This is a genomic window from Geodermatophilus normandii (assembly GCF_003182485.1).
Classification (GTDB): domain Bacteria; phylum Actinomycetota; class Actinomycetes; order Mycobacteriales; family Geodermatophilaceae; genus Geodermatophilus; species Geodermatophilus normandii.
In genome coordinates this window covers 1,461,269-1,475,208 of the sequence record NZ_QGTX01000001.1, presented here as the reverse complement: position 1 = coordinate 1,475,208, position 13,940 = coordinate 1,461,269, and the positions used below count along the sequence as shown (strand labels likewise).

Here is a 13,940-nt window from a genome sequence, read left to right as displayed (position 1 = left end):
CCCGCTCCCGCGGACCACCGCATGATCGAGTGGCTGCTGGTCCTCGTCGGCGTCCTGCTCGTCCTCGCCTGCGCCGCCTTCGTGGCCTTCGAGTTCGCCCTGGTGACCGTCGACCGGCCCACCGTCGAACGCGAGGTCGAGGCGGGTGTGCGGGGGTCGGCCGGGGTGCTCGCCGCCCTGAAGACCCTCTCCACCCAGCTCTCGGGCGCCCAGCTCGGCATCACCGTGACCAACCTGGCCATCGGCTTCGTCGCCGAGCCCTCGATCGCCGCCCTGCTGCGCGGACCCCTGGAGGCGGTGGGCCTGTCCGGTGGCGCCGCCCGGTCGGTCTCGATCACCGTGGCGCTCGTCCTGGCCACCGCGCTGACGATGGTGTTCGGCGAGCTGGTGCCCAAGAACGTGGCCATCAGCGAGCCGCTGCGCACCGCGCGGGCGGTGTCGGGCTTCCAGCGCGGCTTCACCCGCGCGACGTCGCTGGTCATCCGCTTCCTCAACGGCTGGGCCAACGCCGTCCTGCGCCGGCTGTTCGGCGTCGAGCCGCAGGAGGAGCTGGCCTCGGCCCGCTCCCCGGAGGAGCTGACCTCGCTGGTCCGCCGCTCCGGCCGGCAGGGCACCCTCCCGGCCGAGACCGCCGTCCTGCTCGAGCGGGGGCTGGCCTTCGGGGAGCTGCGCGCCAGCGACGCGGCCACCCCGCGCACCCGCATGACCACCGTCCTCGACGACGCCCCGGTCGACGAGGTGCTCCGGGCCGCCCGCGACTCCGGGCACTCGCGCTTCCCGGTCGTCTCCGGCGCCGGGGTCGACGACGTCGTCGGCATGGTCCACGTGAAACACGCCCTGGCCGTGCCGCGTGACCGGCGGGGCGGCACCCCGGTCTCGGCGGTCATGCTCCCGGCGCTGTTCGTCCCGACGTCACGGCGGCTGGACGACCTGCTCGGTGACCTGCGCCGCGGCGGGCTGCAGATGGCCGTCGTCGTCGACGAGTACGGCGGCACCGACGGCGTCGTGACCATCGAGGACCTCGTGGAGGAGATCGTCGGCGACCTCACCGACGAGTACGACCAGGAGACCGGCGACGACGTCGTCGACCGCGGCGAGGGCACCTGGTCGGTGTCGGGCCTGCTGCGCCCGGACGAGGTGGCCGCCGCCACCGGCCTCGCGGTCCCCTCCGACCGGCACTGGGAGACCCTCGGCGGCCTGGTGCTGCACGTGCTGGGCCGGATCCCCGAGGTCGGTGACCGGATCGAGGCTCGGCCCACCCTGCCGCCGGAGCTCGCCGCGGAGGCCGACGGCCTGCCGGCGGGCGTGTGGGTCGAGGTCGAGCGGGTCGACGGCACCCGCGTGGAGCGGGCGCTCGTCGGCGAGGTGCCCGCGACCACCGGGAACGAGGACGAGGAGGCCGACCGTGGGTGACTGGGTCGGCGTGCTCGTCGCCGTCGTGCTGCTGCTGGCCAACGCGTTCTTCGTCGGCGCGGAGTTCGCGCTGATCTCCGCCCGCCGCTCGTCGATCGAGCCGCTGGCCGACGCCGGCTCCCGCCGCGCCCGCACGACGCTCGCCGCGATGGAGCGGGTGTCGCTGATGATGGCCGGCGCGCAGCTGGGCATCACCGTGTGCTCGCTGGGCCTCGGCGCCATCGGTGAACCCGCGGTGGCGCACCTGCTGGAGCCGGTCTTCGCGGCGCTGGCGGTGCCCGAGGCGCTGGTGCACCCGATCTCCTTCGTCCTCGCGCTGACCGCCGTCGTCGCCCTGCACGTGGTGATCGGCGAGATGGTGCCGAAGAACCTGGCGCTGGCCGGCCCGGACCGCGCGGCGCTGGCGCTGACCCCGCCGCTGGCCGCCGTCGTCACGGTGCTCAAGCCGGTCATCGTGGCGCTCAACGCGCTGGCCAACGGAGTGCTGCGGCTGCTCGGCGTCACCCCGCGCAACGAGGTGACCAGCGCGTTCACCCGCGACCAGGTGTCGGGCCTGTTCGACGAGTCCCGCGCCGGCGGGCTGCTCGACGCGCGGGGCCACGAGCTGCTCACCGGCGCACTGGGCCTGGAGGAGCGCGACACCCGCTCGGTGCTCATCCCGCGGGTCGCGCTGACCGTGGTCGGGCCGGACGACGACACCGCCGCCATCGAGCGGGCCGCGGCCACCACCGGCTTCTCCCGCTTCCCGGTGGCCGTCGGCGACCGGCTGCTCGGCTACGTGCACGTCAAGGACGTGCTGCAGGCCGACGGGGCGCCCGAGCCGCGGGTCCGGGACATCACCCGGCCGCTGCCGCGGGTGGCCGCCGAGGACGACCTGCGGCGCACGCTGGCGGTCATGCAGGCCGGCCGCGCCCAGTTCGCCGCGGTCACCGACGCGGGCCGGGTGGTCGGCGTCGTGGCGCTGGAGGACATCCTGGAGGAGCTGGTCGGCGAGATCCGCGACGCTGCACACCGGGGTACGGAGAGGACGGGACGACGATGAGCTTCATCGACAAGGCCAGGGCGAAGGCCGAGGAGCTGCTGGGCCGGGCCGAGGAGGTCTACGGCGAGTCGCACGGCGACGCCGCCGCCCAGGTGGCGGGCGAGGCCCACCGGCTGGAGGCCGAGGTGGAGCTGGAGGAGGAGCGCGCCGAGGAGGCCGCCCAGGGGCACGGCAGCGCGCGTCCCACCGACGAGGACGGCCGCACCGTCGGCTGAGCCCCCCGGCGGTCCCGGTCAGCGGTCGAGGCGCAGGGCCACCAGGGCGACGTCGTCCTCCGGACGGCCGTGCACGAGCCGCTCGATGACCTCGTCGCACAGCTCGTCCAGCGGGAGGCCGCCGAGTCCGGCGACGGTCTCGACCAGCAGGGCCAGCCCGGCGTCGAGGTCGAGGCCGCGCCGCTCGACCAGGCCGTCGGTGAACAGCAGCACCGTGGAGCCGGCCTCCAGCAGCAGCGAGCTCTCGACGCGGGTGCTGGCCGGGTCGACGCCGAGCAGCAGGTCGCCGGGGAGCGCCGGCAGCGCCACGGGCCGGCCGGCGGGGTCGAGCACCAGGGGCGGGAAGTGGCCGGCGCTGGCCCAGCACATGCGGGTGCGGCCGGCCGCGGCCTCGGCCGGTGTGCGCTCGAAGCGGGCGACGGAGGCGGTGGCGTAGGTGTCCACGCCGAGGGTCGCCATCGCCTCGTCGAGCCCGCGCAGCACCTCGGCCGGCCCCGCACCGCTGTAGGCCGCCACGCCGCGCAGCAGCGACCGCAGCTGCCCCATGGCCGCCGCGGCGGCGGTGTCGTGACCGACGACGTCGCCGATGACCAGCGTCGTCGCCCCGCCCGGCTGGGGGAACGCGTCGTACCAGTCACCGCCCACCCGCGCCGCCTCGGCCGCCGGCGTGTAGCGGACCTCGACGGAACCCAGACCGGAGCCGCGCGGGTCCGTCAGCAGGCTGCGCTGCAGGGCCTCGGCGAGCTGGCGCTGGCGGGCGAAGAGCCGCACGTTGTCCAGCGCCAGGCCGACCCGGCCGGCCACCTCGCGGGCGGTGAGCGGGTCCACCCGGGCGGCGCTGCGGGGATCGCCGGCGAGGAACGTCAGGGCGCCGATCACCCGGTCGCGGCCCGGGAGCGGGACGGCCAGCACCGCCGGGGCCCCCAGCTCGCGGTACAGCCGGGCCGCCTCCTCGTCCTCGATCGACGCGAGCACCGCGTCGCCGTCGGCGGTCACCGTCTCCCCCGCCAGCGCCTGCATCACCGGGGCCGCGGACGGCATCCCCGGCAGCCGGACGCCGGCGTAGCGGGCCAGCAGGTCGCGGCGGGCGGGGTCGCCGTGCCAGGAGCTGAGGTCGCGCGGCCGGCCCTCGTCGTCGAGCACGGTGAGCAGGCAGGCCTCGCCGAGCTCGGGCACCACCAGGCGCGGGATCCGGCGGACCGCCTCGGCGAGGTCGAGGGTGCCGGTCAGCTCGGCGCCGACCCGGGCCAGCAGCGCCAGCCGGTCCTGCGCCGTGCGGCGCGCGGTGACCTCGGAGAAGTACATGGCCAGACCGGCCGGCAGCGGGACGGCGCTGACCTCGAACCAGTGGTGGAACGGCTCCGGGTAGTAGACCTCGAACGTCCGGGCGTGCCCGGTGGCCACGACCTCGCGGTAGACCCGGCCGGCCTCGCTGTCGCGGTTGGCCGGGAAGACCGCCCAGAAGCAGGCGCCGACGAGCTCGTCCCACGTGAGGCCGACGACGGCCTCGCCCCCGGCGTTGACGTAGGTGATCCGCCAGTCGGCGTCGACGGCGATGTAGCCGAGGGGCATCGCCTCGAGGACCGGATCACGCTGCGTCGCCGGCACGGGACACCTCGCTGTGGTCCGGCCGCGGTCCGCGGGCACGCCGGGGTGATCAACCCCACCCTTGGAGTCGCGCACCGTTGTGTCACGCGCCCCCGGTACCGGTCAAGGTGATCGGCCGCTCCGGTACCGAGAGGCGACCGAACGGCCCTACGGGCAGGCGACCCACTCCTCGTCGCCGTCGGTGAACACCTGGCGCTTCCAGATCGGCAGCCGCCTCTTGACCTCGTCGACCAGCTCGGCGCACGCGGTGAAGGCCTCCCCGCGGTGGGCGGAGCTCACCGCGCAGGCCAGGGCGACGTCGCCGATGCCCAGGAGGCCGACCCGGTGGGAGACGGCGACCGCGCGGACGCCGGGACGGGCGGCGAACTCCTCGGCCAGCTCGGTGATCACCTGCCCGGCGGTCGGGTGGCCGACGTACTCGAGCTCGGTCACCGACCGGCCGCCGTCGGAGTCCCGCACGACGCCGGCGAAGGAGACGACGGCGCCGGCACCGGCGTCGGCCACCGCCTGCTCGTGCTCGGCGACCGACAGCGGCTCGTCCACGACTCTGGCGATCAGGTGGCCGGCGATCACGGGCCCGAAGCTACCCCGCCGGGCGGCACGTCGAGGTCGACCGGGTCGGCCAGGCCCGTGCAGTCGACCTCGGTGACCGCGTGCGTGGCCAGGTAGCGGCGGGCGCCCTCGTCGCCCGTGGCCGTGGCGGCCACCTCCGGCCAGGAGGCGCGGCCGAGCAGCACCGGGTGCCCGCGGACGCCGTCGTAGGTGGCCACCGCCAGCGCGTCCGGGGCGGCGTGCGCGGCCACCCGCGCGAGCGCCTCCGGCGTCATCCCCGGCATGTCCACGAGCGTGACCAGCGCGGCGTCCATCCGCCCCGGCCAGCCGCGCAGCCCGTCGAGGCCGGTGCGCAGGCTGGAGGCCATGCCGGTCTCCCAGTCGCGGTTGGCCAGCACCGTCGCGCCCGTGAGGTCGGCCGCCCGCCAGACGTCGACCGCGCGGGCGCCGAGGACGACGAGCACCGGGTCGCACACCGCCCGCGCCGTCCGCACGGCACGCTCCACCAGCAGGCTGCCCTCGTACTCGACCAGGGCCTTGGGCATGCCGTAGCGGCGCCCTCCGCCCGCGGCGAGGACCAGACCGGCGACCGTGCTCATGCGCCCAGCCTCCCTCCCCGCACGATCAGGTGACCTGATCATGCCGCGTCCTGGCTCACCGCCCACGTCGAGCCAGGACGCGCGGCGGTGATCCCACCTGATCATCGGGGGACGACGTCAGCGGGCGTAGACGGTGACCTCGGAGGCCTTCACCACCGCCCAGACCGGTGAGCCGGGGGCCAGGCCCAGCTCGGCGAACGCGGTCGCGGTGACGTCGGCGAGCAGCGGCACCTCGCCGTCGAGCTCGCAGCGGACGGTCGCGCCGTGCGGCGTCGCGCCGGCCACGGTCAGCGGCCAGGCGTTGCGCGGGCTGCCCTCCGGGCGCGACGGGTGGAGCGCCACCGACTCGGGACGCACCGCGACCAGCACCGGGCCCGCCGCGGGCTCGGCGACGGCGACCACGCCGCCGCCGTCGAGGCGCACGCTCAGCCCGTCGGCGGTCCCGGGCAGCAGCGAGAGCCCGACCAGCCGGGCGACGTAGTCGGTGCGCGGGTGGCGGGCGACGTCCGACGGCGTCCCCGCCTGCACCACCCGGCCGTCCTCCACGACGACGACGCGGCCGGCCAGCGCCATGGCGTCGACCGGGTCGTGGGTGACCAGCACCGTGCTGCCGGCGTAGTCGGCCAGGTGCCGGCGCAGCTCGGCGCGGACGGCGAGCCGGGTGCGGGCGTCCAGCGCCGAGAGCGGCTCGTCGAGCAGCAGCAGCGCGGGGTCGCCCACCAGCGCGCGGGCCAGCGCCGCCCGCTGCGCCTGCCCGCCGGAGAGCTGCCCGGGCCGCCGGTCGCCGAGCCCGTCGAGCCCGACCCGCTCGATCCAGGCGGCGGCCGCGGTCCGGGCCGCCGTCCGGGACGCACCCCGCGTCCGGGGGCCGAAGGCGACGTTGTCCAGCACCGACAGGTGCGGGAACAGCAGGGAGTCCTGGAACACCATCCCGAGCGGCCGGCGGTGGGCGGGCAGGTGGACCCGCGCGGCGACGTCGTCCCAGGCCGTGCCGTCGACGGCGACCCGGCCGCCGTCGGGCGGCAGGAGGCCCGCGAGCACCCGCAGCAGCGTCGACTTGCCCGCGCCGTTCGGGCCGAGGACGGCGAGCACCTCGCCGTCGGCGACCCCGAGCTCGACGTCGACGGTGACCGTCCCCCGGCGGACGACGACGTGCGCGGCGAGGCTCACGCGGCGGCTCCCCGTCCGAGCCAGCGGTCGCGCAGGAGCAGCAGCGTGGCCACCGAGACGACGAGCAGCACCAGCGAGAGGACGATCGCCGCCTGCGGGTCCCGCTGCAGCGCCAGGTACACCGCCAGCGGCATCGTCTGCGTCGTCCCCGGGAAGTTGCCGGCGAAGGTGATGGTGGCGCCGAACTCGCCCAGGGCCCGCGCCCAGCAGAGCACCGCGCCGGCGGCGACGCCCGGGGCCACCAGCGGCAGGGTGACCCGGCGGAACGTCGTCCAGCGGTCGGCACCGAGGGTGGCGGCGGCGTCCTCGTACCGGACGTCGGCGGCCCGCAGCGCGCCCTCGACGCTGATGACGAGGAACGGCATCGCCACGAACGTCTCGGCGATGACGACGGCCGTCGTGGTGAACGGGACGGTCAGCCCGAACGCCTCGTCCAGCCAGCGCCCGACGATCCCCTGCCGGCCCAGCACGAGGAACAGCGCGACGCCGCCGACCACCGGCGGCAGCACCAGCGGCACCGTCACCAGCGCGCGCAGCACCGCCCGCCCGCGCGCCCTGCTGCGGGCGAGCACCCAGGCCAGCGGAACGCCCAGCACCACGGAGACCGCGGTGGCCAGCGTGGCCGACACCAGCGACAGCCGGAGCGCCTGCCCGACCCCCGGTGCGGTGAGCAGCGCGCCCAGCTGCGACCACGGCGTCCGGACCAGCAGCCCGGCCAGGGGCAGGACCAGGAAGACGACGGCGAGGGCCGCCGGGACCAGCAGCGGCGCCGGGGTGCGGGCCCGCCTCACGGGGCGCGGAAGCCCGCGTCCTCGAGCGCCTGCTGCCCCTCCTCGGAGAGCACCAGGTCGACGAAGGCCCGGGCGGCCCCGGGGTTCGGCGCGGCGGCCAGCGTGCACAGCGGGTAGTCGTTGACGGCGTCCTCGGCCTCGGGGAAGGGCCTCCCCCCGACGGCGTCCCCGGCGGCGGTGACGTCGGTGGCGTAGACCAGCGCGGCGTCGACCTCGCCGAGCTCGACCTTGGTCAGCGCGGCGCGGACGTCCTCCTCCTGCGTGTCCGGCCGCGGGCTAACGCCGGCGGCGGCGAAGACGGCCTCCCCGGCAGCACCGCAGGGCACCTCGGGCGCGCAGACGGCCAGCGCGAGCTCCTCGCGGGCGAAGTCGGCCAGGCCGGTGACACCGGCGGGGTTGCCCGCGGGGACGGCGATCTGCAGGACGTTGCCGGCGAAGACCGTCGGGTCGCCGCCGGCGAGACCCGCGTCGGTGACCACGGACATCTGCGGACCGTTGGCCGAGGCGAAGACGTCGGCCGGGGCGCCCTGGGTGAGCTGGGTGGCCAGCGCGGAGCTGCCGGCGAAGTTGAACTGCACGGTGAGGCCGTCGTGGGCGTCCTCCAGCCGCTGCCCGAGGTCGGTGAAGACGTCGGTGAGCGAGGCGGCGGCGAAGACGGTGAGGGTGCCGGTCGGGCCGCTCCCCGACGCGCCGGCCGTCGACGCCGCGGCGTCGCCCCCGCCCCCGCAGGCGGCGGTCCCCAGCGCCACCGCCGCCAGCACCGCCACCACGCGTCCGCTCCGCATGAGCGGGACAGTAGCGCTCGAGGTTCCGCGGGTGCGGAGAGCACTACGGGACGTCGACGCTCACCTGCGTCGCCTTGACCGTGGCGACGGCGCGGACACCGATCTCGAGGCCCAGCTCGTCGGCGGCCTCGCGGGACATCAGCGAGACGAGGCGGAACGGCCCGGCCTGGATCTCGACCTGCGCCATCACGGTGTCGCGGACGACGCGCGTGACGATGCCGGCCAGCCGGTTGCGCGCCGAGGACCCGCGGGTGGTGCCCGGTTCGGGCGCCTCGTGCAGCGCGGTGGCCAGGGCGGCGAGGTCGGCGCCGTCGACGTGCGCGGGGCCGCCGCCCTCCCGGGACGCCGGCAGCCGGCCGCTGTCGATCCACCGCCGCACCGTGTCGTCGCTGACGCCGAGCAGCGCCGCGGCCTCGGCGATCCGGTAGCGCGCACTCACGCCGCGTGACCCTAGTCCGGGGACGGCGGTCCCCGGCCCGCGCAGGAGCCGAATACGGCACGAGGACGTGCGCTACGGCCGTCCGACCAGCACGTTGACCGTCTTGACCGGACCGGCTGCACGAGACGAGGCTCCCGCCCCATCTGCGTCACGTCGTGCCGGGGACCCCCGGTCCGGACGGTGGCGGACGGGGGAGGGACAGTGACCAAGCCGACCATCCTGGTGGTGGACGACGACCCGGAGGTGCTCGCGTCCATCTCGCGCGACCTGCGGTCCCGCTATGCGCGCGACCACCGGATCATGCAGGCCTCGTCGGGGGCGCAGGCCCTCGACGTGCTCGTCGAACTCGCGTTGCGGGCCCGTCCGGTCGCCCTCGTGGCCACGGACCAGCGGATGCCGGGGATGAGCGGCACCGAGATGCTCACCCACGCCAGGCAGCACGTCCCCGACGCCAAGTTCGTGCTGCTCACCGCGTACGCGGACAAGGACGCCGCCATCCAGGCGATCAACGACGTCGGCCTGGACTACTACCTGCTCAAACCGTGGGACCCACCGGCGGATCGCCTCTACCCCGTCGTGGACGACCTGTTGGGTGACTGGCGGCAGGCCCATCCGCAGGACACCGGCGACCTCCGGGTCGTCGGCCACCGATGGTCGAAGCGCAGCCACGAGGTGAAGACGTTCCTCACCCGCAACCACGTCCCCTACCAGTGGCTCGAGATCGACCGGGACGACCAGGCACGCCGACTCGCGGAGCTCGCCGACGCCGGCCCCGAGGACCTGCCGCTGGTCCTCGTGCCGGACGGCGACCCCCTGCGCGCGCCGTCGAACCTCGACCTCGCGAGCGCGCTCGGGCTGCGCACCCGGGCCGAGCAGCCCCTGTACGACCTGTGCATCGTGGGCGGTGGGCCGGCGGGCCTGGCCGCTGCCGTGTACGGCGCGTCGGAGGGGCTGCGCACGGTCGTGGTCGAGAAGGAGGCGCCGGGCGGGCAGGCCGGGCAGAGCGCGTCCATCCAGAACTACCTCGGCTTCCCGAAGGGCCTGTCCGGAGCCGACCTCGCGCACCGTGCCGCCGCCCAGGCCGAGCGCTTCGGCGTGGAGATGCTGCTGGCGCGCGACGTCGTCGGGCTCGAGACGCGGGGGCCCGTGCGCGCCGTCCGCTTCGACGGCTCCGGGGAGCTCGAGGCGCGGGCGGTGGTGATCGCCAGCGGCGTCTCCTACCGGCGGCTCGAGGGTCCCGGTCTCGACGAGTTCGCCGGCCGGGGCGTCTACTACGGCTCGTCGGCGAGCGAGGCCAGCCAGTGCCAGGACGACGACGTGTACGTCGTCGGCGGTGCCAACTCGGCGGGCCAGGCCGCCCTGAACTTCGCCCGCTACGCCAAGCGGGTGGTGATGGTCGTCCGCGGAGCCTCCCTCGAGGACACCATGTCCATGTACCTCGTCGCCCAGGTCGAGGCCGCGGAGAACATCGAGATCCGCCTGTCCAGCTCGGTCGTGGCCGCCCGCGGGGAGGGCCACCTGTCCTCGATCACGCTGTGCACCCAGGGCCGCCCACCCGAGGAGGTGCCCACGAACTGGCTGTTCGTCTACATCGGCGCCTCACCGCGGACGGACTGGCTCGGCTCGAGCATCGTCCGCGACCAACGGGGCTTCGTGCTCACCGGGCCGGAGCTGCTGGCGTCGTCGTCCACGACCCCGTGGCCGCTGGCCCGCGCGCCCTACGCACTGGAGACCAGCGTCCCCGGGGTGTTCGCAGCCGGGGACGTGCGCCTGGACTCGATGAAGCGCGTCGCCTCCGCCGTCGGTGAGGGCGCCATGGCCATCTACCTCGTGCACCGCTACCTGGCCACGACGTGATCACCGCCGCCGACCTCCGCTCCCTGCCGTTGTTCGGGAAGGTGGGCGAGGACGAGTTGCGCGACCTCATCGCGTTGGGCGAGGAGACCGCCTTCGAGGCCGGGGACGAGCTCTGGACGCAGGGTGGACCCGCCTCCTGCTGGTGGGTCCTCCTCGACGGGCGCATCGACCTCGTCCGCACCGTCGGGGACGAGGAGACCCTGCTGGGCGCGATGGACGCCCCCGGCCGCTGGGCCGGTGGCTTCCAGGCCTGGGACGAGCACGCGGTGTACCTCGCCACGGGCCGGGCGTCGGCGGACGGGCGGGCGCTGCGCGTCGGGTCGGAGGCACTGAAGGACTGGACGCGGACGCGCGACCCCTTCGGCGCCCACCTCATCGAGGGCGTCTTCCGCACCCAGCGCACCGTCGAGTCCGCCGCTCGGCAGCGCGACGCCCTCGTGGCCCTCGGGACCCTGGCGGCCGGGCTGGCGCACGAGCTGAACAACCCCGCCGCGGCGGCCACCCGGGCGGTGGACGCACTCGGCATCGCCTCCGATCAGCTGCTGCGGACGCTGGCCGGCTTCGCGGACGGCGGGGTGTCGGCCGGGCAGCTGGCGGCCCTCGACGGCCTGCGGCGGGAACTGCGCCGGAGCGCGGCGGAGGCGCAGAGGGACCCGATGGCGCTGGCCGACCAGGAGGACGCGCTGTCGGACTGGCTCGACGACCACCACGTCGAGGAGGCCTGGACGCTCGCCGGCCCGCTGGCGACGGCCGGTGCCGACGGCGACTGGTGCGAACGGGCTGCCGACGTGCTCGGCCCGTCACTCGGGCCGGGGCTGGCCTGGGTCGTCAGCACCCTGGCCCTCAACAGCCTGCTCTCGGAGGTGAAGGAGGCGACCCGCCGCATCTCCGACCTCGTCGGGGCGGTGCGGTCCTACTCGCAGCTCGACCGTGCCGCCGTCCAGCGGACCGTCCTGGCCGAGGGCCTCGAGAGCACCCTGGTCATCCTGGGGCACCAGATCCCGGCCGGGATCACCGTGGTCCGCGACTACTCACCCGACACCCCGGAGGTCGAGGGGATCCCGGGTGAGCTCAACCAGGTGTGGACCAACCTCATCGGCAACGCCCTCGACGCCATGGACGGCAGCGGCACGCTGCGGCTGTCGACCCGGCCGGAGCGGGACGGGGTCGTGGTGGAGGTCGGCGACACGGGGACGTGGTCGGACCCCGCCGCCAGGGACAGGGCGTTCGAGCCGTTCTTCACGACGAAGGGTGTCGGCCAGGGCACCGGACTGGGCCTGGACATCTCCCGGCGCATCGTCGTGGGCCGGCACGGCGGCGACATCGCGATCGACCTGCGTCCCGGGGAGACCGTGCTCCGGGTGTGGCTCCCGCTCCGGTACGAGCCGGTGCGGCAGTGAGGGGCGACGCGCCCGGAGCGGCCCGCGGGCGCGCCTGACGTCCGCGGCCACCTGCGGCCCGTTTGCGGGAGGCAGCCCGCGGGGAGTGGGGCCCGGTGTCACGCACCCCCAGCACCGACCCCGCCGGCGGCTCGGCCTCGGTCCGCACCCGCCGGCTGCGCGAGACGGCGCACGACGTCCTCGGCTTCGACGGCTTCCGCCCCGGTCAGGAGCGGGCGATGCAGACCGTCCTGTCGGGCCGGGACACGCTGGCGGTGCTCCCCTCCGGCGCCGGCAAGAGCGCGGTCTACCAGGTCGCCGGGCAGTTGCTCGACGGGCCGGTCGTGGTCGTCTCGCCGCTCATCGCCCTGCAGCGCGACCAGGTCGAGCGGCTCGCCGAGCTCGGCGACGAGGCCGGCCGGGCCGCGCAGCTCAACTCCAGCCTCTCCGCCGGCGACCAGCGCGCCGCCCTCGAGGGCATCGCGGACGGAACGGTCCGCTTCCTCTTCCTCGCGCCCGAGCAGCTGACCAAGCCCGAGGTGGTCGACGCCGTCCGCGACGCCGGCATCGCGCTGTTCGTCGTCGACGAGGCGCACTGCGTGTCGGCGTGGGGGCACGACTTCCGGCCCGACTACCTGCGGCTCGGGCAGGTCGTCGAGCAGCTGGGCCACCCGACGGTGCTGGCCCTCACCGCCACCGCCGCCCCGCCGGTGCGCGCCGAGATCGTCGAGCGGCTGTCGATGCGCGACCCCGAGGTCGTCGTCGCCGGCTTCGACCGCCCCGAGATCCGGCTCGAGGTCGACCACCACGCCGACGCCTCCGCGAAGCGGAACGCGGTGGTCGACCGCACGGTGGCCGAGGTCGAGGCCGGCCGCGGCCCGGGCATCGTCTACAGCGCCACCCGCAAGGGCACCCTCGACCTCGCCGAGGCACTCACCGAGCGCGGCCTGCGGGCGCGGCCGTACCACGCGGGCCTGAGGAAGAGCGAGCGCGAGGACGCCCAGCGCGCCTGGATGGACGACGAGCTCGACGTCGTCGTGGCGACGACGGCCTTCGGGATGGGCATCGACAAGCCCGGCACCCGCTTCGTCGTGCACGCCGAGCCCGCCGACTCCGTCGACAGCTACTACCAGGAGATCGGCCGGGCCGGCCGCGACGGCGAGGCGGCCCTGGCGGTGCTGGTTTACCGGCAGGAGGACCTGGGCCTGCGCCGCTTCTTCGCCGCCGGCGCCCCGGCCGAGGAGGAGCTGCAGCAGGTCGCCGGGCTGGTCGCGGCCGCGCCCGCGGCCGGCGTGGAGGACGGCGTCGACGTCCGGCAGCTGCGCGAGGAGACCGGCCGCGGCGCCACCCCGCTGGCCCGCGACCTCAACCTGCTGGAGCAGGTGTCGGCCGTCGTCCTCGACGAGGAGGGCGCCGCGCACCCTGCCGAGGGCGCCCCCGCCCCCGGAGAGGCGGCCGCCGCGGCCCGCGAGCTCGCCCAGCACCACGAGCGGGTCGACCAGAGCCGCGTCGAGATGATGCGCGGCTACGCCGAGACCACCGGGTGCCGCCGCCAGTACCTGCTCGGGTACTTCGGCGAGCAGCTCGAGGAGCCCTGCGGCAACTGCGACAACTGCTCGGCCGGCACCTCCCACGAGCAGGTGGTCGGGGACCGGGCCGACACCCCGTTCCCGCCCGAGACGGCGGTCGTGCACAGCGAGTGGGGCCCCGGCGTGGTCATGCGGGTGGAGGACGACCGCGTCGTCGTGCTGTTCGAGGAGGTCGGCTACAAGACGCTCGCGCTCAAGGCCGTGGAGGCCAACGACCTCCTGCAGGTCCGCGGCGCCTGACCCGGGACCCGGGCATGCTGTGCCGCACGTCCCGGTCCCGACCCCGAAGAGGTGGCACATGGCAACGACCCCGCGGTCGCCGCTCGGCGACGAGGCCCTCGACCAGCTGCTCGCCCACGCCCGCCTGGACCTCGGCCCCGAGCGGCGGACGGCGGCAGGCCCCGTCGTGACGATGGTCCTGGGGCTGTACGACAGCCTCGACGGGATCGCGGTGGGCGAGACGCCGCCGGCCGCCGCCTTCGACGCGCGGTGGGAGTGAGG

Annotated in this window: 14 protein-coding genes and 1 pseudogene; 7 read left to right on the top strand and 8 right to left on the bottom strand. The window is 75.7% G+C overall.

Going from position 1 to position 13,940, the window contains the following annotated elements; all coding sequences use genetic code 11:
* Positions 1–21: 21 nt before the first annotated feature.
* Genes JD79_RS07240 through JD79_RS07230 form a run of 3 tightly spaced genes read left to right on the top strand, consistent with a single transcriptional unit; the run spans position 22 to position 2,670 of the window.
* Positions 22–1,413, top strand: a complete 1,392-nt coding sequence (locus JD79_RS07240) for a hemolysin family protein (protein WP_110004969.1) — start codon at positions 22–24, stop codon at positions 1,411–1,413.
* Positions 1,406–2,455 carry a hemolysin family protein gene (locus JD79_RS07235; RefSeq protein ID WP_110004968.1) on the top strand — a complete coding sequence of 350 codons (1,050 nt, stop codon included), beginning with the start codon at positions 1,406–1,408 and terminating at the stop codon, positions 2,453–2,455. The genes JD79_RS07240 and JD79_RS07235 overlap by 8 nt, the downstream gene beginning before the upstream one ends.
* The gene (locus tag JD79_RS07230) at positions 2,452–2,670 is read left to right on the top strand and encodes a hypothetical protein (RefSeq protein WP_110004967.1); all 219 of its coding nucleotides are present in this window, start codon (positions 2,452–2,454) and stop codon (positions 2,668–2,670) included. Before JD79_RS07235 ends, JD79_RS07230 begins: the two co-directional genes overlap by 4 nt.
* Before the next feature lie 18 nt (positions 2,671–2,688).
* Here JD79_RS07230 and JD79_RS07225 read toward each other — a convergent pair whose 3' ends face one another.
* The 8 genes and pseudogenes from JD79_RS07225 to JD79_RS07195 form a co-directional block, all read right to left on the bottom strand.
* Positions 2,689–4,278, bottom strand: a complete 1,590-nt coding sequence (locus JD79_RS07225) for a SpoIIE family protein phosphatase (protein ID WP_245899873.1) — start codon at positions 4,276–4,278, stop codon at positions 2,689–2,691.
* Between the two features lie 147 nt (positions 4,279–4,425).
* Positions 4,426–4,851 (bottom strand): molybdenum cofactor biosynthesis protein MoaE, encoded by a 426-nt coding sequence (locus JD79_RS07220; RefSeq protein WP_245899871.1) that lies wholly within the window; start codon positions 4,849–4,851, stop codon positions 4,426–4,428.
* A complete protein-coding gene (locus tag JD79_RS07215) occupies positions 4,848–5,429 on the bottom strand; it encodes a nucleotidyltransferase family protein (protein ID WP_110004966.1) in 582 nt (193 codons plus the stop codon). Before JD79_RS07215 ends, JD79_RS07220 begins: the two co-directional genes overlap by 4 nt.
* Positions 5,430–5,546: 117 nt before the next feature.
* Positions 5,547–6,002 (bottom strand): TOBE domain-containing protein, encoded by a 456-nt coding sequence (locus JD79_RS24495; protein ID WP_425454186.1) that lies wholly within the window; start codon positions 6,000–6,002, stop codon positions 5,547–5,549.
* Positions 6,003–6,122: 120 nt separating this feature from the next.
* Positions 6,123–6,566 (bottom strand): annotated as a pseudogene (locus tag JD79_RS24490) (ATP-binding cassette domain-containing protein); the annotation flags it as partial.
* Between the two features lie 29 nt (positions 6,567–6,595).
* Positions 6,596–7,390 (bottom strand): ABC transporter permease, encoded by a 795-nt coding sequence (locus tag JD79_RS07205; protein ID WP_110004964.1) that lies wholly within the window; start codon positions 7,388–7,390, stop codon positions 6,596–6,598.
* On the bottom strand, positions 7,387–8,175 hold the full coding sequence (modA, locus tag JD79_RS07200; protein ID WP_110004963.1) for a molybdate ABC transporter substrate-binding protein: 789 nt from the start codon (positions 8,173–8,175) through the stop codon (positions 7,387–7,389). The genes JD79_RS07205 and modA overlap by 4 nt, the downstream gene beginning before the upstream one ends.
* A gap of 43 nt (positions 8,176–8,218) precedes the next feature.
* Positions 8,219–8,614 carry a TOBE domain-containing protein gene (locus tag JD79_RS07195; RefSeq protein ID WP_110004962.1) on the bottom strand — a complete coding sequence of 132 codons (396 nt, stop codon included), beginning with the start codon at positions 8,612–8,614 and terminating at the stop codon, positions 8,219–8,221.
* A gap of 201 nt (positions 8,615–8,815) precedes the next feature.
* On the opposite strand from JD79_RS07195, the gene JD79_RS07190 reads away from it, so the two are divergent.
* The 4 genes from JD79_RS07190 (at position 8,816) to JD79_RS07175 (ending at position 13,938) form a co-directional block, all read left to right on the top strand.
* Positions 8,816–10,471, top strand: coding sequence for an NAD(P)/FAD-dependent oxidoreductase (locus JD79_RS07190; protein WP_110004961.1), 1,656 nt, complete (start codon positions 8,816–8,818; stop codon positions 10,469–10,471).
* On the top strand, positions 10,468–11,871 hold the full coding sequence (locus JD79_RS07185; RefSeq protein ID WP_245899869.1) for a sensor histidine kinase: 1,404 nt from the start codon (positions 10,468–10,470) through the stop codon (positions 11,869–11,871). The genes JD79_RS07190 and JD79_RS07185 overlap by 4 nt, the downstream gene beginning before the upstream one ends.
* A 95-nt stretch (positions 11,872–11,966) precedes the next feature.
* A complete protein-coding gene (locus JD79_RS07180; protein ID WP_110004960.1) occupies positions 11,967–13,679 on the top strand; it encodes a RecQ family ATP-dependent DNA helicase in 1,713 nt (570 codons plus the stop codon).
* A 58-nt stretch (positions 13,680–13,737) separates the two neighbouring features.
* The gene (locus JD79_RS07175) at positions 13,738–13,938 is read left to right on the top strand and encodes a hypothetical protein (protein ID WP_110004959.1); all 201 of its coding nucleotides are present in this window, start codon (positions 13,738–13,740) and stop codon (positions 13,936–13,938) included.
* Positions 13,939–13,940 lie beyond the last annotated feature (2 nt).